This is a genomic window from Cryobacterium breve, assembly GCF_027594785.1.
Lineage (GTDB): Bacteria > Actinomycetota > Actinomycetes > Actinomycetales > Microbacteriaceae > Cryobacterium > Cryobacterium breve_A.
In genome coordinates, this window is record NZ_CP075584.1 from 2,280,588 (window position 1) to 2,306,747 (window position 26,160).

A 26,160-nucleotide genomic window follows, 5' to 3' on the forward strand; every position below is an offset into this window, starting at 1 on the left:
TGGTTCGGTTCTCGGGGGTTACGGATGGGTCAGAGGAACTGTCGGCCGCCGTCGACCACAAGGGTCTGGCCGGTGATGTAGTCGCTGCCCGGTGCAGCGAGGAACAGGGCCGCGCCGACGATGTCCTCCGGTTCGCAGGCCCGCTTGAGCGAGCCCCTGTCGACGCCGTAGCTCTCGGCGCCCGCGATGAGTCCGTAGCTGGCCTCGGTCAGGGTGAAGCCGGGTGCGATCGCGTTGACGGTCACGTTGCGGTCGCCGAGTTCCTTGGCGAGCACCCGGGTCAGGGCGATCACGCCGCCCTTCGAGGCCACGTAGTGGGCCCAGTGCGCCGAACCGCTCATCACGGTTGCGGAGGAGAGGTTGATCACCTTTCCTCCGTCCGGCAGGTACGGCGTGCACGCCCGGGTGACGAGCCACGGCCCCTTGAGGTTGACGGCCATCACCCGGTCCCACTCGTCCGGGTCGAGGTCGGTGAAGGGGGCACGGGTCACGGTCGCGTAGATCGCGGCGTTGTTGATGACGACGTCGATCACGCCGGCGTGCGGCGTGGGCGCCAGACCGGGGGCGGATGCGCCGGGCCGGGCCTCGGGGGCCCAGCCGGCGGCATCCGCCGCCAGCCGGGTGACCGAGGCGAGGTCGGTGACGTCGACCGGGAGGGCGATGGCGGTGCCGCCGGCCTCCTCGACGAGCGCGACGGTCTCCCGAGCCCCCTCGAGGTTGACGTCTGCGACGACCACCCGGTCGCCCTGGGCCGCGAAGCCCAGGGCGAAGGCACGGCCCAGGCCGCCGGCGGCGCCGGTGATCAGCACCGTCCTCTGCGAGGCCCCGGCCGTGCCGCGCTCAGGCACGGCTGCTCTCGGCGAGGACGGCGTCGAGCTGGGCCGCCGCGGCGGGGGCCAGGGCGAGGTCGTGCTCGTGGGCCAGGCCTGCGACGGCGTCGTCGTGGTCTTCGACGATCGTCACGGTTCCGTTGTTGCCGTCGACCCGCAGCCACTGTCCCGTCTTGATCTGGGCGGAGGCGGTTCCGGTTCCGGTGACCGCCGGCATCCCGTACTCACGGCAGACGATGGCCGCGTGGCTCATCATGCCGCCGATGTCGGTGACGGTCGCGCGGATCTTCCCGAAGATCGGGCCCCACGACGGCGCGGTGACGGGAGCGACGAGGATGTCGCCTTCCTGCACCTCGGAGAGCTGGTCGGAGCTGCTGATGACGCGGGCCGGGCCCTCGGCGACGCCGCTCGAGGCGGCCATGCCGCGGAACTCGCCCTCCGGCGCGTCGGAGTCGCCGAGCCAGTTCTTGATCTGGTCGCTCGTGATGCCCCAGAGCATCAGGGTGAAGGGCTCGGTGATCACGGCGGGCGGGGTGTTCAGCGCCGGCTGCGGGCGCTCCTCGGAGAGTGCGTCGACGATGACCCGGCGACGGGCCACCTCGTCAGGCCAGTAGTCCGGGCCGATCGCGGGGGCGCCGACGGCCCAGCCGGTGACGTAGTCGAAGAGCGTCTCGCGCACCTCATCGCGGCGGAGGTAGAACATGTCGTTCGCCTCCGGCCAGAACCCGGCGTCGGAGAGCATCTTCGAGAGCTGGCGGGCCTTGCGCCAGAAGACGCCCATGGTCCAGTGCTCGATGTAGAAGTTGTGGTTCTCCACGTAGGGGTAGACCTGTCGGGCGAGGCCGAGCTTGCCCTGGAACGCGGTGAGCTGTTCGGGGCTGAGAAGTTCGGAGTACTCCTCGGTGATGCGGTCCCGTTCCGCGATGAGCTCTGCGACGGGGCGGTCGATGCCGACACCGTTCTGCACGCGCACGATGTAGTCGGCGATGTAGCCGAGCGGCAGGCTCGAGGTGGTCCAGCCAGTACTTGTCGTGGGCGTAGAAGCCGTTGCCGACCGTGAAGTTGAACCAGGGGTCCTTCGCCTCGGCCCAGGCCGTGAGCCAGTCTGCCCCGCGTGCGGAGGAGCCGATCGCGGCGAGGGTCGCCTCCGGGTCCTCGGTGTTGCCGAAGTGACCGTCGACGCCCAGTTCGACGGCGAGCTTGGCGAGCTTCTTGAGCTCGTCATCCGGTCGGAAGAGCTCCATGTCGACGCCCTGCACCATCTTCGCGACGGCCTGGTCCGGGATGCCGGGGAAGACCTCCTTGCAGAAGCTGAAGAAGTCGAGGTAGGCCACGTAACCGAGGTTGAGGAACTCGAAGTGGTACTGCCAGGCCCGGTAGGTGAGCGAGATGAGCTTGTCGAAGTTGCCGAGGAGCGTATCGTTCGGGCCGAGACCCTTGCCGCTCGTGACGTCCTCGAGCGGAACAGCATCCGGCAGCGCTTCGAAGGACAGCGCGCCCAGCTCGTCGATCGTGCCGCGGATCTTGCCCTGCCACTTCTCGAGCAGTCCGTCCCAGTTCTGGAAGTAGTGACCGGCGCGGGCCATGAACTCGGGAACGCGGGCGGCGATCTCGGTCTCGGGAACCCCGACCGGTGACATGAACACGTAGCCGTTGTGGATGCGGAACTCGATGCCGTTGGCCGGCGGGATGAGCAGGTGCCGGGAGTTGTACTGGCCGAGGCAGGAGACGGCGAACTCGAAGCCGATGGTCTCGAAGGGCTTGGTCACCGTGGGCCAGTGCTGGCTGTCGCAGAACCAGAATTTGGCCTCCTCGACCTCGCGCCGGTTCTCCTGGAAGACCAGGTTGTAGGCGTAGAGGTCCTTCCAGCCCTCTGCGGCGGCCGCGGGCTGCTGGTCGTACGGGCTGGGGAATGACTTCTCTGTCATGGGGCAACCGTTCTGTGTGGGTAAACGCGGGTGGAGGGGACGAGCGGGGGGAGAGATGAGGCGCAGCGGATGCTGCAGGAGATCAGGCCTTGCCGGCCTGCGTCATGAGCGAGCGGGTGATGCTCTCGATACCGAACCCGGCGGACTGCGTCGGGATCGAACCCGACGCCGTCGACGAGAACACCGTCTCGGGGCGCGACTGCAGGAGGAGCAGGTTCTCCCCGTCCGGCAGGTCCCGGTCGAGGGCCCATTCGATGTCCTGGGGGCACCGGAAGTGCTTCTCTGCCCGCTTGGCGATCGCGGCGATCGCGGTGATCTCGGTGTCGCTGATGCAGAGCCGCCCCCGGCGCTCTGCCGAGACCTCGCGTTCGACGAGGGACCTGCTCGCGGGGTCCGGCACGAGTTCGGCGTGCTTGTCGCCGATCGAGTGCTTCACGACCATGAGCATGACCTTGTCGACGGTGATGTTGTCCGGCGTCACCTGCCCGGAGACGACGAGCTCGCCGAGCCCGTAGGAGGCTTCCATCACGATCTTGGAGCGGTCGCCGTTGGTCGGGTCCATCGTGATCGCGACGCCCGCGGCCCGGGCGTTCACCATCTTCTGTACCGCGACGGCCATCGAGAGGCCTTCGTTCGGGATCTTGTTCTTCAGCCGGTAGATGATGGCCCGGGAGGTGTAGAGCGAGGCCCAGCACGCGCGGATGTGTTCGGTGACGTCTTTCACGCCGAGGAGCCAGAGGTAGGTGTCCTGCTGGCCGGCGAAGCTCGCATCCGGCAGGTCCTCCGCCGTCGCGGAGGACCGCACGGCGACCGGGACAGGGGACTCGAAGCGCGACTGAAGCGCCTCGTACGCCTCGATGGTCGTGGCGTGCAGGCTCTGCGGGCACCGGCCGTGAGGTGATCTCGAGGCGCAGCTGCGCAGACACCCGGTCGACGGCGGCCACGTCGTCGGGGTCGAGCTTCGCGAGCATCTCGTGGATGTCCTTCTCGATGCCGGCTTCGCGGATGAACGCGTCGTATGCGGCCGTCGTGATGGCGAAGCCGGGGGGAACGGGCATCCCGGCCGCGGTGAGCGCGACGAGGGAGGCGCACTTGCCGCCGAGCTGCTCGTGCAGCGGGGGAAGCCCGCCGTCGAAGAACTGGATGTATGCGGCGTGGGATGCGGGTGTTGCGGTGACTCCGGGGGTTGTGGTTTCCATCAGGCGTTGGCCTCCCAGGTGACGGGAACCGACGTCGGCGCCCTGAACGACAGGTTGTCTCCGAAGACGATCGCTTCGGGATCGACGATTCGCAGGCCGGGGACGGCCCGGATCGTCTCTTCGACGACGATCTTGTCCTGCAGCTTGGCGAGCATGTTGCCGAGGCAGTAGTGGATGCCGAAGCCGAAGGAGAGGTGGGTGCGGGCGTTGGCCCGTTCGATGTCGAAGACCTCCGGATCCTCGAAGACGCTCGGGTCCCGGTTGGCCGCTCCCATCAGCAGCAGGATGTTCGCGCCCTTCGGGATAGCGGTGCCGGCGATCTCGGTGTCGACGAGGGCCTTGCGCCGCCAGCCGACGATCGAGGGGCTGTAGCGCAGCGTCTCGTCGATCGCCCCTGCGATGCGCCTGGGGTCTTCGACGAGCTTCTGCCACTCGCCGGGGTGGCTGAGCAGCATCCGGATCGTGTTGGAGATGAGCGTCGTCGTGGTCTCGTGGCCGGCGAAGAGCAGGCTGTAGCAGACCGACGCGATCTCATGGTCGGAGATCTCGCCGCCGGCGAGTTGGGCGCGCACGAGGTCGGTGACGAGGTCGGTGCCCGCCGTTCCGGCACCGATGGCCTCGTGGGCGGCGGAGACCAGGCGCCGGCACTCCGTCCAGTAGTCGACGAGGTTGTGCGCGTGCGGGATCTGCTCCTCGTCGCTCAGGTCGCCCCAGGTCATCGCGGCCCGCGAGTCCGACCACTTCTTGTAGGTCGGGACCATGTCGGGCCCGACGCCGAGCAGGCCGAGGATCGTGATGGTGGGGATGTCGACGGCGACGTCCTTCAGGAAGTCGCCCCGGGCATCCGGATGCGCGAGCATTTGCGCGAGCAGCCGGGCGGTGTTCTCCCGGATGGTGGGCTCGAGGGCCTTGTACCGTCGTGGGCTGAACTCCTGCTGCACGATCGTGCGCATCCGGGTGTGTTCTGGGGGAACGCGGGCAGAGAGGCCCGAGTATGCGGTGAAACCGCCGTCCGCCATGATCTTCGTCGCGGCGGCGCCGCGCGGCCGCACGGGGGCCTGGGCGTTCTCACTGCTGAAGACGACCCAGTTGTCGAAGACGGCCTTGATGTCCGCGTACCGGGAGACGACGTAGTAGCCGATGCGCTCGTCGAACATCACCGGCTCCTCCTCGCGGAGTTCGGCGTATGCCGGGAACGGGTCGTTCATGTCGAACGGGGAATAGCCGTGGTGGCCGGCGGTGCTCTCCGCGGCGGCGGCCGCGGCGAGCGCGCGGTGGTCGACCGGGCACTGCCCTGCGACGGGCTGGCCGGGGGCCGGCTGGGCTGCGGCCGGCTGCGTGGTGGCGGGCTGTGCCGTCACGGGCTGAGCGTTCACGAGTGCTCCTTCTGTCCACGTCTGCGGGGACTGTCCACTTCTGCGGGGATCTGGCTCCATCTAATGCTCCCGGGGCTGGGAAGCGCAGGGCTTGTCCCACTGGGCGGAAGTGAGGTTGGGTGGGCCCGTTCTGGCCGGTTCAGGTCTGCTGCGGCTTGCGGGCACGCGCGGCCGGTTGCAGTGCGGCTTTCGGCAGGTGCGCGATCCCCGCCTGGATGCGCTCGGCCGTGCCGAGCAGGATGGGCAGGTTGCGTTCGAGCTGGTGCGCCCGCGAGGTCGGCAGCACGATCCCGAGGCCGCCGAAGATGCGCCCGTCGGCCTGGAACACCGGGACGGCGAGGGAGCACGATCCGAGCCGCACCTCTTCGGAGGCGACGGCGAAGCCCTGGCCGCGTACCTTGTCGAGTTCCTTGCGGAGCTGCTCCGGGTCGGCCTTCGTGAACGGGGTGCGCTGCACGAGTGCCGCGCCGAGCACGGCGTCACGCACCCATCCGTCCTCGAAGGCGAGGATCGCCCGGCCGACCGCGGTTGCGTGCATCGGAAGGCGCCCGCCCACGCGGGAGGCCTGCGGGACTCTCCTGCTCCCGTAGACCCGGTCGATGTAGAGCACGTCCGCGCCGTCGCGGATGGCGAAGTGGGCGGTCTCCTGCGTGAGGCCGAACAGGTCCTGCAGGTACGGGCGCACGACGTCGCGCAGCTGCCGCCCGGCATGCTGGCCGAGTTCCCAGAGCCGGAGGCCGATCTGGTACCGGCCCCGGGCATCCCGCTGCACGGCGCCCCACTCCTCGAGCTCGCCGAGCAGCCGGTGCACGGTGCTCTGGGGAAGGCCGCTCTCGGCGCAGATCTCGGAGAGGGTCCGTGCGGAGGGGCTGGACTCGAAGACGGCGAGGAGGCTCAGCACGCGCGAGGTGACCGTCTGCCCCGGTGAGGTGGTTCGTCCTGCCACAGTTCCCCCTCGCGCCCCGCTGCGCTCCTGACGAGCCCATCGTACGTCGCCGAAGATCGACTAGCGTTGACGGGACCCACCCCCGTTCGAGTCCGAGAAGGAACCGTCATGACCGCGCCCTCCGAATCCATGGCCGCGGCCGGTCCCCGGCCGGGTGCGACCGACCGCTCGGGCGCCCTCGCCGCACGGAACGCGGTCTTCGCGGTCTTCTTCGTCAGCGGGCTCACGCTTGCGAGCTGGGTCGCCAGGATTCCAGCGGTCCGCGACAGCCTCCGACTCGACACCGCTCTCGTCGGCGTCCTGATCTTCGGCCTCTCTGTCGGCTCGGTGCTCGGCCTTGTCGCGGCCGTGCGCCTGCTCGACCGTTTCGGCTCCCGTCGCGCAATGACGATCAGCATCAGCACCTCCGCGATCGGCCTCGCACTGGTCGGCGTCGGCTCGACTCTGCTGCTCTCGGCCCCGGTCGTGTTCGCCGGGCTGGCCCTCGTCGGGCTCGGGATGGGCTCACTCGACGTGATGATGAACGTCGAGGGCGCCGCGGTCGAACGCACCATCGGCAGGACCCTGATGCCGCTCATGCACGCGTGCTTCAGCCTCGGCACCGTGGTCGGCGCGCTCGTCGGCGCCGCGGCATCCGCCCTGTCGGTGTCGGTCTTCTGGCACCTGCTCGTGATCGCGCTTCTCGCCGTCGCGACGGTGGTCGTCGCCGTTCGCTCGTTGCCCGAGGCCGAGGTCACGCCCGCAGCGGGGAAGGCAGACGCCTCCGGCGGCCGCGGCGCCCCGCGTTCGACGTGGCGGACACGCCTGGCGGCATCCCTCTCGGTCTGGACCGACGGCAAGATCCTGCTGATCGGTGCGATCGTGCTCGGCATGACATTCGCGGAAGGCTCGGCGAATGACTGGATCGCCCTCGCCTCCGTCGACGGCCACGGCCTCAGTAACACCGGTGGCGCGATCGTCTTCGGCGTCTTCGTCGCAGCGATGACCGTGGGCCGGGTGCTCGGCGGACCCGTCATCGACCGGTTCGGCCGGGTGCCCGTCCTGCGCGCGTGCGCGGTCGTCGGCGTGGCCGGCCTGCTGCTGTTCATCCTCGCGGCGGGCCCGTGGATGCTCTACGGCGGCGCCGTACTCTGGGGCATCGGCGCCTCCCTCGGCTTCCCGGTCGGGATGTCCGCGGCGGCGGACGACACCGAGAACGCCGCTGCCCGGGTCAGCGCCGTCGCCATGATCGGCTACTTCGCGTTCCTCGTCGGGCCGCCGGTCCTCGGCGTCCTCGGCCAGGCCTGGGGCATCCTCAACGCCCTCTACCTGATCCTCGGGCTGATGGCCCTCGCCGGCCTCGCCGCGCCGGCCGCCCGCGAGCGCCACCGCCGCTGACCACACACTCGGAGCCCGGCTCAGCTACTACTCTGGACAGGTGAGACTTGTTATCGCCCGCTGCTCAGTGGACTACGCCGGACGCCTGAACGCTCACCTGCCTCTGGCCACCAGGCTCCTGATGCTCAAGGCCGACGGCTCAGTGCTCGTTCACAGCGATTCCCTGTCCTATAAGCCTTTGAACTGGATGAGCCCGCCGTGCTCCCTCGTCGAGCAGGTCCCCGACGATGAACAGACGGATGCCGGCATCACCCAGGTCTGGACAGTCACCCACGCGAAGACGGAAGACCAACTCGTCGTCAGCATTCATGAGGTCCTGCACGACTCCGCCCACGATCTCGGCATCGACCCCGGCCTGATCAAGGACGGCGTCGAAGCGCACCTGCAGAAACTGCTTGCCGAGCACATCCACCTTCTCGGAGACGGCCACACGCTCGTCCGCCGCGAGTACATGACGGCGATCGGCCCTGTCGACATCCTGGCCAGGGACGCCGCCGGCCACTCGGTCGCGGTCGAGCTCAAGCGTCGCGGCGACATCGACGGGGTCGAGCAGCTCACCCGCTACCTCGAACTGATGAACCGCGACCCGCACCTGGCGCCGGTGGCCGGGGTCTTCGCCGCGCAGGTCATCAAGCCGCAGGCCCGGATGCTCGCGGAGGACCGCGGCATCCGCTGCCTTGTGCTCGACTACGACGCGATGCGCGGCCTCGACGACACGCAATCCCGCCTGTTCTGAGCCGCCCGGGAGGGTCCTGACGAGCGTTTTCTGTCGAGGGAGCGCTCTCATGACAGCAGAGGTAGCAGCCTCGGGGATTCCGGAATACAGTGGGAAATTAACTATTTCGTGGGAAATCGGGCCGGTGGCCTCTAGGATTAGCGAGTGAATTCGACTTTGACTCGCACCTGGAGTGCCATTCTTTTTGACCTCGACGGAACCATCACCGATTCCGCCCCGGCCATCACCAACTCCCTCGCCCGGACCTTCGCCCTTCTCGGTCGCCCGGTTCCGAGCGACACCGAGTTGCTCGCCTATGTCGGACCGCCGCTGTTCGCCGCCTTCCGTGAGTACGCCGGAATGACGGCAGAGGAGGCCACCGAGGCCGTCGCGGTCTACCGCGCCGACTATCACGGCGAAGCCATGCTTGACACCGCCGTCTACCCGGGCGTCGCCGGCCTTCTCCAGCGCGTCCACGAGGCCGGCATCCCCCTTGCACTCGCCACGAGCAAGCCGGAACACGCCGCGATCACCATCCTCGAGCACTTCGACCTGGCCCGGTTCTTCACCGTCATCGTCGGAGCGAGTGACGCGGAGACCCGCAGCGCCAAGGCCGACATCGTCGAAGAGGCCCTGAACCGCCTCGCCGCCCTCGGCGCGAGCCTCAGCACCCCCGTCATGGTCGGCGACCGCAGCTACGACGCCGAGGGCGCCGCAGCCCACGGCGTGCCGACGATCCTCGTCGAGTGGGGTTACGGTTCTCCCGCAGAGGCCGCCGCCGCGACCGCGACCGTCTACTCCGTCGACCAGCTCGCCAAGCTCCTCCTCGGCTGACCGGCAGCGGATGCCGCGGCGCGCGCCCGACGCTCCGCTCCGGCATCCGCGGCGACCGTGTTCTCCGGCCGAATGTCGGTGGTCCCTGCGCCCCTGTCGCCATGAATACGACTCAGCCCCACATCGACGAAATCCTCCGGGCATTCTTCGAGCATGAGCTCGCCGGGCGCCGCGGTCCCGTCACGCGCCAGCGCATCACGCGCGTGTACCAGCGCCTGCTGGAGTGCCTGGAAACCGAAGCAGAAGGCACCCTGACCGACGATGACCGCGTGTTGCTCGCTGCCGAGCGCGAGTTCCAGCCCGTCGGCGCGGTGGCCAGAACCATGCACGCCAACGATCTGCGTGTCGCAATCGACCGTTTCGTGCGAAAGCCCTGGCTCGACACCGATCGCCAGGAACGCCAGGACGTGCGTGTCCAGCTCCGCCTGTCACGTGCAATCCTGATGTTCCTGGCTGCCAACCAGCTCATCGCTCCGTACAGTCACGCCCTCCAGTTGCTCACTGTTCAGAGGGCCATCACAGGAACGAAGATGATCTACCAACGCCGAAGCCAACCACTGTGAACAGTGTCGGAGGCCTCGATCGCTGGTGGATCGATGACGATCACGACGCCGCCGAAGCCGTTGCACCGGCCGACAGGTCGTAGAGCGTGACACTGTCGACGGTCTGGGCGGTGAAGCTCTCGGCGACCCAGGCCGCGATCTCGCTCGAGGCACTCGATCCGCCGTTGGCCTGACCGGTCCGTCCACCGATGAAGTAGTGGATCTTCCCTGCGGCCACGTCGGCCTGGAACTCGGCGAGGGTGGGGGCGGGGTCACTGCCGTTGAAGCCGCCGATCGCCATCACCGGCAGCTGGGTTGCGAGCTGGTAGCCGGCGGCCGTGTCCGATCCGACGGCCGCGGCGATCCAGGTGTAGCTGCCGGAATCCACCGAGAGCAGCGCGGCGAGGCTCGCACTGACGCTCGCTGATCCCATGAATCCTCCGGCACCGCCGGGACGCCCGCCGGTCGGCAGCGTGCCGGTCGCGCCGTTCGGAAGAGCACCGTTCGGAACAGTGCCGTTAGGAAGAGTGCCGTTAGGAAGAGTGCCGTTCGGCAGAGTGCCGTTCCCGCCGGTCCGGCCTGCCGGCGGAGTGCCGCCCCCGGCGAATCCGCCGGGGGCGCCTCCGGGGAAGCCGGCCCGTCCGCCGGGCATTCCACCGCCACCCATACCGCCCATACCGCCGGACACGGCCGGTCCGGCCGTGACGATCGAACCGGTGTGAGCGGTGGACACGGTGTCGAGCGTGTAGGCAACGGGTGCCACCAGCGCGCCGGTGAGGGCGATCGCGACCGTCGCCCGGCGCCACCACTGCCCCGGCAGTCTCCTAAGCCACGCCGCCCGCGGCGATACCATCAGCAGCGCGGCCGCGATCAGGCCGAGCGCGGCGACGACGAATTTCAGCCAGGGCAACCAGTCGACGGCGCGGTCGAGCAGCACCCACGCCCAGGCGCTCGTCGCGAGCATCGCGACGGCCGCCGTGATCCGGGCCCAGAGCGCCGTGCGCTTCATCCAGACGAGACTCGCGCCGATCGCGAAGGTTCCGGCGAGCGCGGGGGCGAGGGCCACCGTGTAATAGGCGTGGAAGATCCCGGCCATGAAGCTGAAGGCCAGCGCGGTCAGGATCAGATAGCCAGCGAAGAGCAGCAGCGTGGCCCGTCGGAGCGAGATCCGCGGGGCTCGACGGAGCACGACGAGCGCCGCGACGAGCAGAAGCAGCGCGGCGGGCAGCAGCCAGGTGATCTGGCCGCCGAACTCGCCGAGGAAGAGCCGGAAGACCCCGGTCTCGCCCCACATGCCGCCGGTGGCCGCAGCCCCCGCGCCGCCCACGCCGACGGCGCCTCCCGTGACGCTCCCGGTCTCGCTCCCGGTGAGCCGGCCGAATCCGTTGTACCCGAAGGTCAGTTCCAGGAAGCTGTTCGTCTGCGAGCCTCCGATGTACGGCCGCCAGCTCGTCGGCACGAGTTCGACGACGGCGACCCACCAGCCGGCGGAGACGATCACGGCGCCGAGGGCCGCGAACGAGTGCCAGAGCCGGGTGAGGAACCGGTGCGGTGCGGCGTACAGGTACACGCCCGCGAGCGGCGGCAGGATCAGGAACGCCTGCAGCTGCTTCGTCAGGAAGCCGAGGCCGACCATCGCGCCGGCCCAGAGCACCCATGTCAGCTTCCCGGTCTCGATGCCGCGCAGGGTGAAGTAGGTGGCGAGGCTGAGGAGCAGGACGAGCAGGGCATCCGGATTGTTGAACCGGAACATCAGCGCGGCGACCGGGGTCACGGCGAGCACGGCGCCGGCGAGCAGCGCGGTGCCCGCCGAGAAGCGGCGACGCACGGTGGCGAAGAGCACGCCGACCGAGGCGACCCCCATCAGCGCCTCTGGCACGAGGATGCTCCACGAACTGAGCCCGAAGAGGCGCACCGAGAGGGCCATCAGCCACAGGCTCGCCGGCGGCTTGTCGACGGTGATCGCGTTGGCCGCGTCGGAGGACCCGTAGAAGAACGCTGTCCAGTCGACCGATCCGGCCTGCGCGGCGGCGGAGTAGAACGAGTTCGCCCAGCCGCTCGCGCCGAGGTCCCAGACATAGAGCACCGCAGTCGCGAGCAAGAGGCCGAGCAGCGCCGGCCGTTCCCAGCGTGCGGAGTCGGCCCTGCCGCGCACCAGGGTGCGCGGCAGGGCGGCGAGACGCGCCACGAAGCGGGCGGCCAGCGGAGAGGCGCCGGGGTGAGGGGATGCAGCAGGGCGCGGGGAAACCTGGGTCGTCATGAGCTGGTTACTTCCTGTCGGGCGGGAGCGTCGCTACGGGAGGGCGCGTCGCTGCGGGAGGTCACTTCGTCGCGTGAGGTGCGGGGTTCGATCCGTTTCGGGGCCGGCATCCGGTGGCTCCGGAAGACCCAGAGCCGCAGCAGCACGAACCGCATCACGGTCGCGAGGAGGTTGGCCGCCGTGAGCACGATGATCTCGGCCTGGGCCCCGGCATCCGCTCGCACCAGATGCAGCACGAGGAGGGAGCCGCTCGTCACGAGCCAGGCCAGGCCGAAGATCACGAGACCCTGCGCCTGGTGCTTGACCGCGCCGCGCCGCCCACGCACGCCGAAGGTGAGACGCCGGTTGGCCCAGGTGTTTGCGATCGCGGTGATGAGCAGGGAGAGAAAATTGGCCAGCTGGGCCGGCATCACGTACTGGAGAACGAGGTAGAGCAGCGCGAACGCGATGGTCGACAGCACGCCGATCACACCGAAGCGCAGCACCTGGCCGAGGAAGGTCGGTGGAGTCGGCGGCTCGAACGGCGGTCGGCCGAGTTCGGCGTAGATCTCGTCGACGGGGATCCTGCCGGTGATGAGCGAGTGCGCCACCCGGACGAGCCCCTTGAGGTCATCGGCGGCGGTGCCGACCACGTCGACGCGGCTGTCGGGGTCATCGATCCAGTCGACGGGCACCTCATGGATCCGGAGCCCGGCACGCTCGGCGATGATGAGCATCTCGGTGTCGAAGAACCAGCCGTTGTCTTCCACGAGCGGAAGAACCCGCTGGGCGACGTCGCGGCGCATCGCCTTGAAGCCGCACTGGGCGTCGCTGAATTCGACGCCCATCGTCGTGCGCACGAGGGCGTTGTAGCTGCGGGAGATGAACTCCCGCTTGCCGCCGCGGGTGACGCGGGAGCCACGCGACAACCGGCTGCCGATGGCGACATCGGAGTGACCGGAAAGCAGCGGTGCCACGAGGGGTGGAAGAGCACGCAGGTCGGTGGAAAGGTCGACATCGACGTAGGCGACGACCTCGGCGGGCGAGTCCAGCCAGACCCGCTTGAGCGCCCGGCCCCTGCCCTTCTCGACGAGGTGCACGGCGTTGACGCCCGGCAGTTCGGTCGTGAGCGCGTCGGCGATCGCGGCCGTGTTGTCGGTGCTCGCGTTGTTCGCAATGGTGATGCGCCACGGTTCGTCGAACTGATCGGTCAGGTACGCGTGCAGCACACGGATGCTGCGAGCGAGGGTCTGCTGCTCGTTGTACACAGGCACGACGACGTCGAGGGCGAGAGCTGCTGATCGGGTCATGATGGTTACTCTCTGCCGCGAGCCTATGCCGGACCACTGGCCCGGTTATGAGTGCGGCAAGGAGAAACTGTGAAGCGCCTGTGCCCTCCTTCCGGACTAGGGTGGGGTCGAAGGAGGCCCAGTGACCGCCGCAGAGCCGAATAACCGCCGGTACACCTCGCGGATCGTCGTCGGGGTCGACACCGGCCAGCCGGATGCCGTCGTGCAGCAGGCCGCCGTCTTCGCGGAGCACTTCGGGGCAGAGCTGGTCTGCGCCTGGGTCGACACCGGACGCTACGTGATCGAGGAACACCCCGACGGCAGCGTGAGTTCGCTGTCCTTCGACCCCGATGTCGTGGACCTCGCCGACGAGGCACTCCCTCCCCGTCTCGTCGCTCGGCTCACGGCCGCGCTTGACGGGCGCCAGGTCGCGTGGAGCACCCGGGCACTCGCCGGGGACCCGGCCCTCGCGATCGGCAGGCTCGCAGACACCCTCGGCGCGGCCATGATCGTGGTCGGCACCCGGGAGTCGAGCGTCCGCGCCGGCCTGCAGGCCTTCTTCAGCGGGTCGATCGCGGTGCGCCTCGCGCATCGCCAGCACCGGCCGGTCGTGATGATCCCGCTCGCGCCGGTCCCCTTCGAGCAACGCCTCCCCTGGGAGCCCGCCTGACCGCCCCTGGCAGGAGTACTGGCAGGAGTCCGTCGCAGGGGCTCAGGCGAAGGGCATCACTGCCATCGCCGCCGTCATGGCCGACATCCCGAGGAGGTTCCCGCGTTCGAGCCGGGTGCGGCTCTCCGTCACGAGCAGCACGAGAGACCAGACCACGAACGCCGCACCGGCCGCGCAGACCAGGGGCAGCAGGAGCGAATCCGAGTGCGAATGCCCCGCTGCACCCGCGCCGCCGCCCGGGGACATCACCGTGTGCGCCATCAGCTGGCCGGCCGTGACCACGAGGCCGAGCGGGTGGTGCAGCAGCATGGTCGGCCCCATAGTCCCGTGAGGTGTCGCAGATCGACGTTCCCGGGACGTGCGAACGTCGATCTGCGACACCTCAGCGGCGAGACGGGGAGCCGGTGAGACGGGGGCGAGTCGGCGACGGAGCAGCGCCGAACAGGTCAGCCCCCAGGCGATCAGGATCGCCGCCCACGGCAAGGGTCCGAGGCCGATCGTTCCGAAGGCCGAGTCTGTCATGGCCGCGAGCATCACGAGGGTGGAGACGACCGCGAGGCCGGACCGGGAGCGCCGGCTGCCGAGCACACAGCAGAGGTTGAGCGACGCGCCGCCGATCATGATTCCGTGCAGTGCCCAGGTCACCAGCGCTCTCCTCTCGTCCTAGTGGTGCGCGTGCTCGTGCGTCGTACCGTCGTGCCCGTGCGAACAGTGCGACACCGGCTCGTTGGCCGGCACGTTCATCGCGGGGTTCGCACCGAAGAAGCCGTAAGGCTTGAGCGTGAACTTCGCGTAGTCGACCGGCATTACCGGCCAGTCCTCGATCCGCGGGAAGTGCGTCGGGCCGAAGGTGTGCCAGAGCACGATGTCCTCTCCGTCGATCGACCGGTCCCCCGCGATGTACTTCGTGATGCCGTCGCCGCCCGGGTTCTGGTGCACGAAGTCGCCTGCCGCGAACTGCTCCGCCGGGTCGTACTGGGTCACGAACAGGTGCTTCGTGGCGAACTCGGCGCGCTTCGCGATCGATGATCCCGGGTCGGCCATCAGCGTCGGCGACTGCTCCGGCTGCAGCACGTAGCCGGTCGGGCGCCCGAGTCGGTTGGTCTTCTCGGTGTTGACGATGTGCCAGGCGCGCGCAATGGATGCGTCGGCGAGCCGCCCGGAGGATGCCTCGCCGGTGAGCCGGGTCGTCTTCTTGGTGAACGCGTTGCCGTGCGGGTTGCCCGGCCCCATCGGCAAGCGCACGCCGTCGATCTCGTCGACCGCGTTCGACAGCCCGTCGACCATCATGTCGAGCCGCGCGCTGAAGAGGTGCTGGTGGTACGGGGCGCCGAGCCCGGGAGCGACCTCGCTGGCATACGCGTAGTCTCCCTCGATCGCGGTCTCTCCGATAGGCTCGCCGATCCCCGGGTATGCCGAGGTGAAGAGGATGCCGGTGAGCTTGGCCTCGCACTCGATGGTGCCGTCGAGGGAGAGATACCAGTAGAAGCCGTAGTCGTAGTTGCCGACCGTGGTGAAGAAGCTGATCACGAGGCGTCGCTGCCTGCGCACCTCGTTGGAGCCGGTGAACATGTCGCCGTGCTTCCAGAGCGTTCCGACGTCCTCCTCGTGCATGCAGATGCCGTTCTTGATCGTGAACGGGTTGCCGAGTTCGTCGGCGAGCACGGCGTCGAAATACTTGATCTCGCCCACGCAGTCGCAGCCGAGCGCGAGCGAGTTGGTGAACCGGCCGAACAGGTACTCTCCGGTGTCGAAGTAGTTCTGCCAGAACCGCACCGGCGACGGGTCACCGTACGGCACGAGCATTTCGTTGATCGAGGCCCGGTAGATGATCGGTCGTTCCTCTCCGGCATCCGTGAACGACAGCTGGCGCAGCACGAGGCCCTCGCGGGTGTCGAAGCCGACCTGGAACTTCCAGTTCGCCCAGCTGACCCATTCGCCATCGACCGTGAAGCTCGGCCCCTCGGGCTGGGAGATCACGATCGGCTTGAGGGTCGTGAGCGGGGCGCCCTGCACGGCCGGGTCGTCGAAGTTGCCGCTCTCGGCCGGGATGTCGAGGGTGCCGACGTCGATGAGCCTGGTGATGGTGCGGGAGGCGGTGTCGACATAGGCGGAGAGTCCGTCGACGGGGTGTGCCCAGGGGTGGTCCTCCGGGTAGTCCTGACGGAAGGCGAGCACCCGCACGATCCGGCGGCCGACCTCCTCCGGGTAGTCGTAGTGCCCGGCCGAGAGCGGCACGACCACGACCTCGTCGATCGTGGTGCCCCGCGCGGCGAGCGCGGCCACCCAGCGCGGGTCTTCCGCGACGATGCCGGCGATCGCGTCGAACTCGGCGAGGAGAACGGGCAGCTGGCCTGCCGAGCCGTCGAGAACGGTCGTCGACAACACCGCGCGGCCGGGAATGGAGACGATGTTGTCTGTCGACCGGCCGGTTTCCATGTCGAGCAGCATCACCCGGGCCTGCCGGTCGGGAAGCGGCCCCGTGCCGTCCTGCCAGGCGAGGACCTCGCGCTTGTGCGGTTCCCACAGCCCGACATAGGCGAAGCGGGTGGTCGCGTTCCAGTCGGCGCCCGCTGTGACGACGTCGCGCACGGTCTCGAACTCGGCGGCGGTGAGGCTGCCGACCGGGTGGCTCGGCACGGTCCCGGAGTCAGGGTTGCCGTGATCGTGGTCGCCGTGTTCGTGCTGGCCGTGCGGGGTGTCGAGATCGGTGATGGTCATGATTCTCCAGTCGAAGGGTCGTGAGGGGTGAGCGGATGCTGCGGGCGGGGTACGCGGGTCACCCGCCGATGGCATCCGTGATCTGGTCGTATGCGACCCGGTTGGTGCGCTTGAGGATGAGCGCCTGCACGAGGCCGCCGAGGGGGAAGATCACGACGAGTCCGAGCAGGACCGCGCTCACGACGCCGAAGACGGGCGCACCGTCCGCGTCGACGTCGCCGACGAGGAACGGGAAGTTCGTGGCGATGAGCACCGCGGCGCCGATCAGGCCGAGCAGACCGAGCACCGGGGCGATCACGGTGTTCCAGAGCCGCTTGTCCTTCCTGGTGCGGGCGAAGTAGACGACGACGGCGATGCTCGTGACCGCCATCAGGATGGCGATCGCGAGGGTCGCGACGCCGGAGAACCAGGTGAAGACCTGCAGCACGGGGTCGAGGCCGAGCACTGCGAACAGGATCGTCAGGATCGCGGCCGTCGCGGTCTGCACGATCGAGGACAGGTGCGGTGCTGCGTGCTTCGCGTGCACCCGGCCGAGGAAGTCGGGAAGGACCCGAGCGTTGGACATCGAGTGCTGGTAGCGGGTGATCACGTTGTGGAACGACAGCACGCACGCGAACATGCTCGTGATGAGCAGCACGTTCATCACGACCTGACCGATCGGGCCAAGGTAGGCGAGGGTCGTGATCAGGATCATCGCGCCGGGGTTCTCCGCGGCCTGAGCGACGACGCCGCTCGGGCCCCACGCCATCACGAGCGCCCAGGAGGCGAGCGTGTAGAAGACGCCGATGCCGATCACGGCGACGTAGGTGGCCCGCGGGATGGTGCGGCCGGGGTCCTTCGCCTCGTCGCGGAAGATCGCCGTCGACTCGAAGCCGATGAACGCGGCGATCGCGAACATCAGGCCGATCGCCGGGGAGCCGGTGAGCACGTTGTTCGGCTCGAAGGGCGCCATCGAGAGGCCCTCAGGACCGCCGTTGACGACCACAGCGACGACGAGCGCGAGCACGACGCCGACCTCGCCGAGGAGCAACACCCCGAGCACCTTCGAGCTCAGGTCGATGTGCCGGTAGCCGAGGAAACCGACGAGGGCGACGGCCACGAGCGAATACAGGTACCAGGGCAGGTCCGGCGCGCCGAGGCCGGTGAGCGTGACGCTCAGGATGTAGCCGACGTACCCGTAGACCGAGACCTGGATGGTCGTATAAGTGAGCAGGGCGAGGAACGCCGTCGCGAGGCCGGCCGGCTTGCCGAGCCCGTAGTTGACGAAGGTGAAGAACGCGCCGGGCTTGGGCACGTGCCGGGTCATCGCGGCGAGGCCGACCGAGAAGAACAGCAGCACGATCGCCGCGACGGCGAACATGGAGGGGAAGCCGACCCCGTTGCCGAGCAGGATGCCGAGCGGAGCGGAGCCGCCGATCACGGTGAGCGGCGCCGCCGCGGCGACGACCATCAGCACGATCGAGGTGACGCCGAGGGACCCGGTCAGGGACCGTTCGGCGGGGGCGGTGCCCACGGATGCCGTGGGCTCTTTCGTTACGGTCATGTCATCTCCAGCTCGGGCGGGTTCGTCAGGGGAAGTCGGGGAAGCGGATCGGAAGGTCTGCGGCCAGCCTGTCCGACCGCTGTTGCCGACCGGTCTCGCCGCGGTAAACGTCCGGGCGGCCCGAATGAGACACCGGCCGTCCGATGTCTCACTCGGAGGTCACGCGACCGAAACACTCCCGAAGCGCGGCCGCAACGATGACTGGCTAGCCTGAGGCTCCGCACCGCCGCCGCCGACCGTGAGCTTGTGAACGAGAGAGAACGAGGCCGGACCGATGACCGCACTGGCCAGGGCCATCAACGATCCGCAGCCGGTCGACGGCATCGGTACCCGCTCGCCCGTCGACGGCCTCGACCGGCGCAGCGTGGGATTCTTCGACGTGCTCGCGCAGTCGGTGTCCGCCGTCGCTCCCTCGGCCGCTGCGACCACGATCCCGCTCCTCGTCGCCGTCGTCGCCGGTGGAGCGACCGTGTGGTCGCTCGCGACCGCGATGCTGCTCGCGTTCCTCGTGGCGACGACGATCAACCAGTTCACCAGGCGAATCGCCGCGGCCGGGTCGATCTACACCTTCGTCTCTCGCGGGCTCGGCACCACGGCGGCGTTCGTCGCCGGCGTCGGCCTGCTCGTCGGCTACGGGTTCATCTCGATGTTCGCGCTCGGCGGCGCCGGGTATTACCTCACGATCGTGGTCGGCAGGTTCTGGCCGGCGCTCACCGGGTCCGTCTTCGTCGCGGGCCTGCTGATCGTCGTCATGGCGGCACTGTGCCTGCTCGTGCTGGCCCGCGGCATCCGGCTCTCGACCAGGATCACCCTGCTCGTCGAAGCCGTTTCGGTGCTCATCATCGTCGTGCTCGTCGTCGCGCTGCTCGTGCGGCTCTGGCCGGTGCTCGACTGGTCGCAGGCTCGCGCCCGGCGGCATCGACCCCGCCAACTTCGCAGTCGGGTCCGCCCTCGCCCTCACGGCCTTCGTCGGTTTCGAGAGCGCATCGACCCTCGGCGTCGAGGCGAAACGCCCGTACGCGAGCATCCCGCGCGCGATCGTGTTCACCGTGCTCGGGTCGGGAGTGCTCTACCTGCTTGCCTCGTTCAGCCAGCTCGTCGGCTTCTCCGCCCTCGGCGGCACGATCGCGGCGAGCGCGTCCCCGGTCAACGATCTCGCCGCCGCGTACGGGATCGACGCGGTCGGCCTGCTCCTCGACGTCAGCATTGCGACGTCCTTCCTGGCCTGTGCGATCGCGTCGACGACCGCGCTCGTGCGGGTGCTCTTCTCCATGGGCCGCGAGGGCCTGCTGCCGAGCAGGTTCGGACGCACCCACCCGCGGTATCGCACGCCGTTCGACGCCGCACTCGTCGCGATGAGCGTGATCACGGCCGTGCTGCTCACGACGATCGCGCTCTCCGGCAGCATCTGGCAGACCATGGAGGTGCTCATCGTCGGGGCAGCGGGCGGCTACATGACCGCCTACCTGCTCGTCTGCGTCGCCGCCCCGGTGTTCCTCCGGCGCATCGGCGAGTCCACCTTCTGGCCCGTGCTGTTCGCGCTGCTCGCGGCCGTGCTGCTCGGTGCCGTGCTCGTCACCTACCTCGTCGTCGAGAGCGGCTCGGCCAGGGCGCTCGGGGTCTGGGTGTTCCTCGGCGTGATGGCGCTCGGTCTCGCCTGGTGCGGCCTGCGACTGCGGAGCCGACCCTGGCTGCGGGACACGATCGGGGTCTACGACGTGCCCGTGACGGGCGACCTTCTCGGCGGACCGGCCCCGGCGGATGCCGCGGCGCGGGGATCGGGCCGGACCGGCCCGTGACGGGCGCCGCGCACCTCGGTGCCCGCCAGCCGAAGGCGATCCAGAGTGCCCTGACGGTGCTCGAAGAGGTCGCCCGCTGCGGGTCGGGGGTCACGGCGCGGGAGATCTCAGACAGCCTCGGACTGCCGAAGGCGACGGCGTACCGGCTCCTCAATCTCCTGGTCCAGGACGAGTACCTGGTGCGGATGCCGGACCTGCGCGGGTTCGCCCTCGGCCGCAAGGTCGTCGAACTCGCCCGCCTGGTGGCGCCGGCACAGCCGCCGGAGGCGGTGCGCGAGGTCGTCGACCGGCTGCGCTCGCGCATCCGTGGGGGCATTCACCTCGTCCGCTACGACAGCGACGGTGTCCGGGTGATCGATGCGGACCCCGACTACCCGCCGAGCGTGTCCGTCAGGAGTGCCCGGGCGCTCGAGACGAGTGCGATGGGCCGGCTGCTGCTCGCCGAACGTCGAGGGGACTCTGCGATGCTCGGGGAGGACCCGGAGCTGGCCGGGCAGCTCGCCACGATCCGGATCGAGGGCTATGCGTACTGCCCGAGCTCGTGGGCACCGGGGACCGGCTGTCTGGCGATCCCGATCCGGAACCGGGAAGGATCCCTCGTTGCTGGGCTCTGTCTCTCGGCACCCGCTGCGCGGATCGACGAGCCCGCCGAATTCCTGGCCCTGCTCAGGATGGGCGCACGGGAACTCGCGCCCTTGCTCGCCTGAAGCGGATCAGGCCGCAGCGGTCAGGTGCAGTGCGGCCCGGCGCAGCCGGTCTTTGACCGCATGCTCGATGAGAACGGGAATGTAGTCCCGCAACGGATTCCGGGCGAGCGCTAGTTGCTGCGCGTGCACGGTCTTCTCGATGCTCGTCGGCGGTTCGTTGGGAAACTTCTTTTCCAGTCGCACAATGATCTGCTCGACCGCGCGGTCTTCCTCTTTTCTATTCACCCTTTCAGTCTCTGCCTACTGCGGCGCAGCGTCAAACGCGAATGACGGCTCAGGACGGATCGCCTTCCAGGATCCACCCCGCAGGGCGACCAGACAGTGGAAGACTGTCGGAGGCGGCGCATGCCGCATTCCCTGGGAAAGGCTCGAGATGACCGACGCACCGACACTGTCCGCAGAGGAACGCCTGCTGGAATTCCTCCTCGAGCAGGAGCGCAGCATCCAGTTCGATTCCTTCGGTTTCGCGGACGCCTGGGCGGTGGGCTCCCTGCTCGTGGAGCTCGGACTCGAACGGAACCATCCCATTGCGATCGCGATCATGTTCGGGGACCAGCGTGTGTTCCATGCCTCCCTGCCGGGAGCCTGCGCGGACAACGACGGCTGGCTCGAGAACAAGTTCCGCGTCGTCCGCCGGTTTGCGAGCTCATCGCTCGCTGTCGGCACCCGGTTCCGGGCCGCGGGGCGCGACTTCGACACCTCGTCCCGGCTCGACCCGCACACGCACGCCGCCCACGGCGGCGCATTTCCCCTGCGCGTACGCGGGGCGCTGATGGGTGTCGTCGGAGTATCCGGACTCGCCCAGCAGCTCGATCACGACCTCGTCGTCGAGGCGCTCAGGGCACACCTGGTCACACGCGGCTGACCGTCGCCTGCGTCACGGACGCGAACGCGGGAGTCGGCCTGCCGAGCAGGTAGCCCTGGGCGAAAGCGCAACCGGCTTCCCGAAGCGCGGCCAGCTGGTCCTCGGTCTCGACCCCTTCGGCAACCACGTCGATGTCGAGCTTCTGCGCGAGCGCGATGATCCCCTCGACCAGGGCGACGGATGCGGCCTCCGGCAGATTCGCGGTGAAGGTCCTGTCGATCTTGATCTGGTCGACGGGGAGGGTGTTGAGCCAGGCCAGGGTCGAGAACCCGGTCCCGAAATCGTCGAGCGAAATGCTCACGCCGAGCCGGCGGAGTTCGATGAGGCGTTCCACGACGCCAGGGAGATCGATGAGGGCCCTGCTCTCGACGTTCTCGAGCACCAGCCGCTCCGGACGGAGCCGGTTGCGGTTGAGGGCCGCGCGCACGGTCGGTATCAGCCTCGGGTCGACCAGGGTGGCACTCGCAAGGTTCACCGCGACGTGCAGCGGCACCCCACCGGCAGCGGTGAGGGTCGCAGCGTCGCCGAGGGCTGCGAGGTCGGCGAGGGCCTTCCCGAGCACCCACAGGTCCAGGTCGGCAACGAGGCCGGTCTCCTCCGCGAGCGGCAGAAAAGCAGCGGGGGCCAGCAGGCCCAGGCGGGGGTGGTCCCAGCGGATCAGGGCTTCTGCCCCCACGACCCGGTCGGGCGAGGAGAGCGCGACGACGGGCTGGTAGTGCAGCCGCATCTCGGCCCGCCCGAGCGCCTCGACGAGCTCGCTGTGCAGCGAGGTCACCGGGCCGGTCCGGTTGCTGTCGTCCGCGAGGGCGACCTGGTTCCGGCCGGTGCGTTTCGCCTCATACATCGCAGTGTCCGCTGCGGCGAGCAGGCGTTCTCCGCCATCCCCCGGGCCGTTGTGTACGGCGACCCCGATGCTCGCGGTGATGCGCAGGTCATGGCCGGAGACGTGGAAGGGCCGGTTGAGGCTGTCGACGACCCGATGGGCGAGGTCGACCGCCTGTTCCTGGCCCGGAAGTTCGCGGGCGAGGACCGCGAACTCATCGCCCCCGAGACGTCCGATGGTGGCCTCGACACCCAGGCACCCGCGCAGCCGAACGGCGATCTGGCGGAGGAGTTCGTCGCCGGCGCCGTGACCGAGCACGTCGTTGACCTGTTTGAAGTTGTCCAGGTCACAGAACATCACGGCGGTGCAGGACCCCGGAGCGCAGGCCGAAACGGCGGCATCGAGCTCACTCGCGAACAGCATCCGGTTGGCGAGGCCGGTCAGCGGGTCATGAAGGGACTGGTGGCGAACCGTGGCGAGGAGCCGGGCGTTCTGCAGGGCGATGGCGCCCTGATGGCTGACGCCCTCGATGCGGGCGAGCGTGCTCGGCGAGATGCCGGACGCGAGGGTGGGACGCCACCCGCCCGCTACGACCCCCATCAGCACGTCGCCGGCGAGCAGCGGAACGATGATCGCCGTGGTCATCCCGCATTCCGCGAGGAGGCCCGCGAGTTGCGGGCTCGCGGTGGTCGCCGAGAGCGGGACCGGCCGCTGGTGCGCGAGGAGTTCGACGAGTTCGGGCGTCTGCGCAGCGGGGATCGGCGACGCGAGTATCCGATCCCTCCGGGGCGCGTCGAGGCCGGCGGTCGCGACCGCGCGCATCACGCCGGGGCTGGCGTCCCAGAGCAGCACCGCAGCGGCATCGCAGCCGGCGATCGCGGGGACTGCGAGGGCCACGGCGTCGGCGACCGCCTCGCTGCCAGTGCTCGTCGCGAGCTCATGGGCGAGCACCAGCATGGCGGCCGCCCTGCTCTCTTCGCGCCTGCTGTCGTCAAGGGCCGTGAACAGGTCGAGCGCCGCCGCGGCGTGGCCGGCGTAGGCCTCGAGCAGGGTCCTGTCCCCCTCCATCGAGGTATGGCCGAGTGAATACAGCGCGGCAAGTCGCCCGTAGGTACGCCGGCTCGAGGAGACGTCCACGATCACGGCCCGCTCGCCGAGATCTGCGCCGTGGAGGATCCGGGCAGCGATCCTGACCGCCCCGGGCGCATCAAGCCCCTGGAAGCGAAGCATGGGCTCACCGTGGTCGGCCGTCATGATGAGCAGGTACGCTGGCGCGAGCACCGCAGACGAGGCCCGTGCGACGATCCGGGCGAGCACGTCGTCGACGTCGTCGCTTCCGACCAGGTCCGCTGCGGCGTGCTGGACCTCTTTGACCTTCTCGCGCAGGAGAGCGAGGGACCGGTTGGTGGGATGGTTCAGTGACCGCCGCGACCACCAGCGGCGCCGGGTCGACCACGTCACTTCGTAGACGCAGCACTCGTATCCGTCGCACTGGCACTCAGGGTGAACCACGATCGCGGCCGTGAGCCCGAACATGGACGGCAGCGCCGCGAACAGGCCCTGGGCGTACTGGCAATCCAGGCGCGACGGTGGATAGCCCTCGTGCAACCGGTAGCGGAGGCGTGCCGACGTCCGCCCCACGGAAACGGACTCCATCGTCGATGTGGTCGTGAACTTCGGAATCAATCGCGGCAGCTGGCGATACACCGCTGCGGGCGACGCGAAGGCGCTCAGGAGCCTGCACAAGCACCGGATGAAGCCCGTCTGAGACGACCGTCGCGCCCACCTGGTACATCGTGTGCGGGTCGTCGAGCACGGTCGTCGCGGCCGTGAAGAGCCGGATCCTGGTGTCGTAGCTCACCCAGGTGGCCGTGTCCTCGAGCCAGTCGAGCGACTCCGTGATCCCCGCCCTGGCGAGGACGTCGGCAACGGCAGCGTCCCCGCCGTGTGCACGCACGTGGCCGAGGAGAAGGGAAATCGTCGTGCTCGACGTCTCCCGTGGCTCCTGTGTCATCATCGCCCCCTGAGTGCATACTACCGACTGCACCCTCCTACGAGGGGGCCTGAAGCCGGCGGCTCAGCGACCGAGGGCAGGGCTTCCGGTTGTTCGTCGACCGGTCGGTCAACGAACATCTGGTCAGACGGCGGTGTCGTCCGGACTCTTGGCCGCATCCGCAGCGGGAGCGGAATACCGCATCAGCGACTTGTGCCGCAGGTTGTATTCGCGCTTGAGTTCGTTCCAGCGCGGGAGCGAGACCTGGTTGGCCGACGAGGCCGTGGTGGGTTCGCCTGACGACGGCGCCTCGGACACGACGGCCTCAGTCCTGGTCGTCGTCGCGCGTCGTCGAGACCACGCCGCGTCGCGCAGCGAACTCCCGCTTGAGCGCCGACCAGCGCACGGCGGACACGTAGTGGATGGTGGAATTCTTCGTCGCGTCGGCCATGGGCTCTCTCAGTCTCAAACGGTTGATGAACGGCGCGCCGCTGGGCCTGGTTCAATGTGTGAGCGATCGAGATTGACACGGTTTCGCATCCGTGGATGGAAACCCGACCCATCACTATCGGTGGACGGGATCGCACTTTCATGGTACATCCGACGGTCGGAATCCGGTCATCGAGGCTGGCTCGCGCGGCCGGGCGGCTTTGTTTCCTTACGTGACGGATGCCGGGACATCCGCCCGTCGCCGACCTAGGCTTGCTCTCAACACCGACCGCCACGCCGCGACACGAAGGGACCGAGACCGCGATGACCCAGCACCACCCCGCTCTCCGGAAGGCCCCTCGCCCAGAGTGCTCGCAGGGTCACACCTGCGCCGGCAGCGCTCCGGGACACGCCCTGCCGCTCATCCAGCAGCGCGTGTCTGCCGCGACGCCGAGCAAATGGCGCGACGCGATCGTCACGGCGGTCACCCATACTGGTTGGATCGCCATCACGACGCTCGATGACCACACCAGGGTCTGGGTGTGGAACCACGCGGACCTCGGCGCCGTGGCCTCGGTCGGCGACCCGGTCGCACTGCACGACGTCTATCACGTGCTCGCGATCGGAGCCGAGCGCGTGAATGTGCTCCTGGCCCCGGTCGAGCTGTCGGGTTTCTCCGACCTCGCGGATCTTTCCTAAGCCGCCCGTCGTCAGCCGCCGGCCGGGATCTCCGGTCTGGTCCAGCTATGCCATCGGCATCATGGACTTCATCGCCGACATCATCCGCTCGCACGCGGCAGCGCACTGACGGCAGGCCTCAGCGCACATCTTGCACTCTTCGCTCATCTCGGCATGCATCATGCACTCATCCGCGCACGCCATGCACATCTTCATGCAGGCGTCCATCTGGGCCATCATGACCGTCATGTCGTAACCGGAGGGGCGCAGCATCATTCGCATCATCGTGTGGGTCATGTCGGCGCAGTCGAGGCACATGCTCATGCACTTCGACATCCCGGTCATGCCCATTGCCATCATGTCGTCCGCGCAGACCGTACAGGCCTGCTCGCATGCGCTGCAACACTCGATCAGGCTCCTGCATGGCCGCCGTGTCGAGGCCGCTCATGCTCTTCATCGCCGTTGAGGAGTCCATCATCTGCGCTGTCATGCTCATCATTTCAGTCATCCCACTCCGGAAGCCCGGCGTCGGTCCATGCCGGCTGATGACCGTGGCGTCCACGTTACGAAATGTTACGCCGCACGCCCGGCCGGTCGAAAGAGTCCGTGCCCTAGATTGTGGGAAGAGAGTGCAGGACACGAACGTGCGAAGGAGCA

The 26,160-nt window shown here is 68.8% G+C and carries 29 protein-coding genes and 1 pseudogene; 10 read left to right on the top strand and 20 right to left on the bottom strand.

The genetic code is table 11. The features are described from left to right. Positions 1-29: 29 nt before the first annotated feature. From KIV56_RS11180 to KIV56_RS11210, 7 genes and pseudogenes are all read right to left on the bottom strand, one after another. The gene (locus KIV56_RS11180; RefSeq protein ID WP_281533508.1) at positions 30-848 is read right to left on the bottom strand and encodes an SDR family NAD(P)-dependent oxidoreductase; all 819 of its coding nucleotides are present in this window, start codon (positions 846-848) and stop codon (positions 30-32) included. Then, on the bottom strand, positions 841-1,611 hold the full coding sequence (locus tag KIV56_RS11185; protein WP_281533509.1) for a PEP-utilizing enzyme: 771 nt from the start codon (positions 1,609-1,611) through the stop codon (positions 841-843). The genes KIV56_RS11180 and KIV56_RS11185 overlap by 8 nt, the downstream gene beginning before the upstream one ends. After that, on the bottom strand, positions 1,511-2,758 hold the full coding sequence (locus KIV56_RS11190) for a hypothetical protein (protein WP_281533510.1): 1,248 nt from the start codon (positions 2,756-2,758) through the stop codon (positions 1,511-1,513). The genes KIV56_RS11185 and KIV56_RS11190 overlap by 101 nt, the downstream gene beginning before the upstream one ends. A gap of 82 nt (positions 2,759-2,840) precedes the next feature. Then, positions 2,841-3,680 carry a PEP/pyruvate-binding domain-containing protein gene (locus KIV56_RS11195; protein ID WP_348648566.1) on the bottom strand — a complete coding sequence of 280 codons (840 nt, stop codon included), beginning with the start codon at positions 3,678-3,680 and terminating at the stop codon, positions 2,841-2,843. Positions 3,681-3,693: 13 nt separating this feature from the next. After that, positions 3,694-3,957 (bottom strand): annotated as a pseudogene (locus tag KIV56_RS19805) (PEP/pyruvate-binding domain-containing protein); the annotation flags it as partial. Then, positions 3,957-5,333: a cytochrome P450 gene (locus KIV56_RS11205; protein ID WP_281533511.1), complete on the bottom strand. Its 1,377-nt coding sequence runs from the start codon at positions 5,331-5,333 to the stop codon at positions 3,957-3,959. The pseudogene KIV56_RS19805 and the gene KIV56_RS11205, both read right to left, overlap by 1 nt. A 139-nt stretch (positions 5,334-5,472) precedes the next feature. Continuing rightward, a complete protein-coding gene (locus KIV56_RS11210) occupies positions 5,473-6,279 on the bottom strand; it encodes an IclR family transcriptional regulator (protein ID WP_281533512.1) in 807 nt (268 codons plus the stop codon). Between the two features lie 108 nt (positions 6,280-6,387). Between KIV56_RS11210 and KIV56_RS11215 the strand changes: the two genes are divergently transcribed. From KIV56_RS11215 to KIV56_RS11230, 4 genes are all read left to right on the top strand, one after another. After that, positions 6,388-7,656 (top strand): MFS transporter, encoded by a 1,269-nt coding sequence (locus KIV56_RS11215; RefSeq protein ID WP_281533513.1) that lies wholly within the window; start codon positions 6,388-6,390, stop codon positions 7,654-7,656. A 40-nt stretch (positions 7,657-7,696) separates the two neighbouring features. After that, positions 7,697-8,392, top strand: a complete 696-nt coding sequence (nucS, locus tag KIV56_RS11220; RefSeq protein ID WP_281533514.1) for an endonuclease NucS — start codon at positions 7,697-7,699, stop codon at positions 8,390-8,392. 144 nt (positions 8,393-8,536) lie between these two features. Further along, positions 8,537-9,205, top strand: coding sequence for an HAD hydrolase-like protein (locus KIV56_RS11225; protein WP_281533515.1), 669 nt, complete (start codon positions 8,537-8,539; stop codon positions 9,203-9,205). Positions 9,206-9,408: 203 nt separating this feature from the next. Next, positions 9,409-9,768 carry a hypothetical protein gene (locus KIV56_RS11230; RefSeq protein ID WP_281533516.1) on the top strand — a complete coding sequence of 120 codons (360 nt, stop codon included), beginning with the start codon at positions 9,409-9,411 and terminating at the stop codon, positions 9,766-9,768. 40 nt (positions 9,769-9,808) lie between these two features. On the opposite strand, the gene KIV56_RS11235 is transcribed toward KIV56_RS11230, so the two are convergent. Further along, on the bottom strand, positions 9,809-12,007 hold the full coding sequence (locus KIV56_RS11235; RefSeq protein ID WP_281533517.1) for a glycosyltransferase family 39 protein: 2,199 nt from the start codon (positions 12,005-12,007) through the stop codon (positions 9,809-9,811). Next, entirely contained in the window at positions 12,004-13,296 is a 1,293-nt protein-coding gene (locus KIV56_RS11240; RefSeq protein WP_281533518.1) for a bifunctional glycosyltransferase family 2/GtrA family protein, read from the bottom strand. The genes KIV56_RS11235 and KIV56_RS11240 overlap by 4 nt, the downstream gene beginning before the upstream one ends. A 121-nt stretch (positions 13,297-13,417) precedes the next feature. Between KIV56_RS11240 and KIV56_RS11245 the strand changes: the two genes are divergently transcribed. Continuing rightward, positions 13,418-13,945, top strand: coding sequence for a universal stress protein (locus KIV56_RS11245; protein ID WP_281533519.1), 528 nt, complete (start codon positions 13,418-13,420; stop codon positions 13,943-13,945). 42 nt (positions 13,946-13,987) lie between these two features. On the opposite strand, the gene KIV56_RS11250 is transcribed toward KIV56_RS11245, so the two are convergent. The 5 genes from KIV56_RS11250 to KIV56_RS11270 form a co-directional block, all read right to left on the bottom strand. Further along, on the bottom strand, positions 13,988-14,590 hold the full coding sequence (locus tag KIV56_RS11250) for a hypothetical protein (protein WP_281533520.1): 603 nt from the start codon (positions 14,588-14,590) through the stop codon (positions 13,988-13,990). Positions 14,591-14,608: 18 nt separating this feature from the next. After that, positions 14,609-16,666, bottom strand: a complete 2,058-nt coding sequence (locus KIV56_RS11255) for a primary-amine oxidase (RefSeq protein ID WP_281533521.1) — start codon at positions 16,664-16,666, stop codon at positions 14,609-14,611. Between the two features lie 58 nt (positions 16,667-16,724). Next, positions 16,725-18,209 (bottom strand): APC family permease, encoded by a 1,485-nt coding sequence (locus tag KIV56_RS11260; RefSeq protein ID WP_281533522.1) that lies wholly within the window; start codon positions 18,207-18,209, stop codon positions 16,725-16,727. A 159-nt stretch (positions 18,210-18,368) separates the two neighbouring features. Continuing rightward, positions 18,369-18,743: a hypothetical protein gene (locus tag KIV56_RS11265; RefSeq protein ID WP_281533523.1), complete on the bottom strand. Its 375-nt coding sequence runs from the start codon at positions 18,741-18,743 to the stop codon at positions 18,369-18,371. A gap of 138 nt (positions 18,744-18,881) precedes the next feature. After that, positions 18,882-19,052, bottom strand: coding sequence for a hypothetical protein (locus tag KIV56_RS11270; RefSeq protein WP_281533524.1), 171 nt, complete (start codon positions 19,050-19,052; stop codon positions 18,882-18,884). 74 nt (positions 19,053-19,126) lie between these two features. On the opposite strand from KIV56_RS11270, the gene KIV56_RS11275 reads away from it, so the two are divergent. Then, positions 19,127-20,008: an APC family permease gene (locus KIV56_RS11275; protein WP_281536134.1), complete on the top strand. Its 882-nt coding sequence runs from the start codon at positions 19,127-19,129 to the stop codon at positions 20,006-20,008. Beyond that, positions 20,005-20,715, top strand: coding sequence for an IclR family transcriptional regulator (locus KIV56_RS11280; protein ID WP_281533525.1), 711 nt, complete (start codon positions 20,005-20,007; stop codon positions 20,713-20,715). Before KIV56_RS11275 ends, KIV56_RS11280 begins: the two co-directional genes overlap by 4 nt. Positions 20,716-20,721: 6 nt before the next feature. On the opposite strand, the gene KIV56_RS11285 is transcribed toward KIV56_RS11280, so the two are convergent. Then, positions 20,722-20,940 (bottom strand): three-helix bundle dimerization domain-containing protein, encoded by a 219-nt coding sequence (locus KIV56_RS11285; protein ID WP_281533526.1) that lies wholly within the window; start codon positions 20,938-20,940, stop codon positions 20,722-20,724. A gap of 148 nt (positions 20,941-21,088) precedes the next feature. Here KIV56_RS11285 and KIV56_RS11290 point away from each other — a divergent pair, with 148 nt between their 5' ends. Continuing rightward, on the top strand, positions 21,089-21,580 hold the full coding sequence (locus KIV56_RS11290; RefSeq protein ID WP_281533527.1) for a heme-degrading domain-containing protein: 492 nt from the start codon (positions 21,089-21,091) through the stop codon (positions 21,578-21,580). Here the strand turns inward: KIV56_RS11290 and KIV56_RS11295 are convergent. From KIV56_RS11295 to KIV56_RS11310, 4 genes are all read right to left on the bottom strand, one after another. Continuing rightward, on the bottom strand, positions 21,567-23,939 hold the full coding sequence (locus tag KIV56_RS11295; RefSeq protein ID WP_281533528.1) for a putative bifunctional diguanylate cyclase/phosphodiesterase: 2,373 nt from the start codon (positions 23,937-23,939) through the stop codon (positions 21,567-21,569). The genes KIV56_RS11290 and KIV56_RS11295 overlap by 14 nt on opposite strands. Next, positions 23,902-24,420: a hypothetical protein gene (locus KIV56_RS11300; protein ID WP_281533529.1), complete on the bottom strand. Its 519-nt coding sequence runs from the start codon at positions 24,418-24,420 to the stop codon at positions 23,902-23,904. The genes KIV56_RS11295 and KIV56_RS11300 overlap by 38 nt, the downstream gene beginning before the upstream one ends. Before the next feature lie 120 nt (positions 24,421-24,540). Continuing rightward, a complete protein-coding gene (locus tag KIV56_RS11305; RefSeq protein ID WP_281533530.1) occupies positions 24,541-24,714 on the bottom strand; it encodes a hypothetical protein in 174 nt (57 codons plus the stop codon). 7 nt (positions 24,715-24,721) lie between these two features. Continuing rightward, a complete protein-coding gene (locus KIV56_RS11310) occupies positions 24,722-24,847 on the bottom strand; it encodes a hypothetical protein (protein WP_281533531.1) in 126 nt (41 codons plus the stop codon). A gap of 251 nt (positions 24,848-25,098) precedes the next feature. On the opposite strand from KIV56_RS11310, the gene KIV56_RS11315 reads away from it, so the two are divergent. Next, positions 25,099-25,524 carry a hypothetical protein gene (locus KIV56_RS11315; RefSeq protein ID WP_281533532.1) on the top strand — a complete coding sequence of 142 codons (426 nt, stop codon included), beginning with the start codon at positions 25,099-25,101 and terminating at the stop codon, positions 25,522-25,524. A 45-nt stretch (positions 25,525-25,569) separates the two neighbouring features. On the opposite strand, the gene KIV56_RS11320 is transcribed toward KIV56_RS11315, so the two are convergent. Further along, positions 25,570-25,800, bottom strand: a complete 231-nt coding sequence (locus KIV56_RS11320) for a hypothetical protein (RefSeq protein WP_281533533.1) — start codon at positions 25,798-25,800, stop codon at positions 25,570-25,572. 25 nt (positions 25,801-25,825) lie between these two features. Between KIV56_RS11320 and KIV56_RS11325 the strand changes: the two genes are divergently transcribed. Then, a complete protein-coding gene (locus KIV56_RS11325) occupies positions 25,826-25,969 on the top strand; it encodes a hypothetical protein (protein ID WP_281533534.1) in 144 nt (47 codons plus the stop codon). Positions 25,970-26,160: the final 191 nt, after the last annotated feature.

Excerpts from the sequence above, each read along its gene's own strand:
- KIV56_RS11185 (WP_281533509.1), bottom strand. The coding sequence starts at position 1,611 with ATGGGCGTCTTCTGGCGCAAGGCCCGCCAGCTCTCGAAGATGCTCTCC.
- KIV56_RS11190 (WP_281533510.1), bottom strand. The coding sequence starts at position 2,758 with ATGACAGAGAAGTCATTCCCCAGCCCGTACGACCAGCAGCCCGCGGCC.
- KIV56_RS11215 (WP_281533513.1), top strand. The coding sequence starts at position 6,388 with ATGACCGCGCCCTCCGAATCCATGGCCGCGGCCGGTCCCCGGCCGGGT.
- KIV56_RS11235 (WP_281533517.1), bottom strand. The coding sequence starts at position 12,007 with ATGACGACCCAGGTTTCCCCGCGCCCTGCTGCATCCCCTCACCCCGGC.
- KIV56_RS11240 (WP_281533518.1), bottom strand. The coding sequence starts at position 13,296 with ATGACCCGATCAGCAGCTCTCGCCCTCGACGTCGTCGTGCCTGTGTAC.
- KIV56_RS11255 (WP_281533521.1), bottom strand. The coding sequence starts at position 16,666 with ATGACCATCACCGATCTCGACACCCCGCACGGCCAGCACGAACACGGC.
- KIV56_RS11260 (WP_281533522.1), bottom strand. The coding sequence starts at position 18,209 with ATGACCGTAACGAAAGAGCCCACGGCATCCGTGGGCACCGCCCCCGCC.
- KIV56_RS11270 (WP_281533524.1), bottom strand. The coding sequence starts at position 19,052 with ATGATGAGCACCGAAACGGCTTCGACGAGCAGGGTGATCCTGGTCGAG.
- KIV56_RS11290 (WP_281533527.1), top strand. The coding sequence starts at position 21,089 with ATGACCGACGCACCGACACTGTCCGCAGAGGAACGCCTGCTGGAATTC.
- KIV56_RS11295 (WP_281533528.1), bottom strand. The coding sequence starts at position 23,939 with ATGTTCGGGCTCACGGCCGCGATCGTGGTTCACCCTGAGTGCCAGTGC.
- KIV56_RS11300 (WP_281533529.1), bottom strand. The coding sequence starts at position 24,420 with ATGATGACACAGGAGCCACGGGAGACGTCGAGCACGACGATTTCCCTT.
- KIV56_RS11310 (WP_281533531.1), bottom strand. The coding sequence starts at position 24,847 with ATGGCCGACGCGACGAAGAATTCCACCATCCACTACGTGTCCGCCGTG.
- KIV56_RS11320 (WP_281533533.1), bottom strand. The coding sequence starts at position 25,800 with ATGACCCACACGATGATGCGAATGATGCTGCGCCCCTCCGGTTACGAC.
- KIV56_RS11325 (WP_281533534.1), top strand. The coding sequence starts at position 25,826 with ATGCACTTCGACATCCCGGTCATGCCCATTGCCATCATGTCGTCCGCG.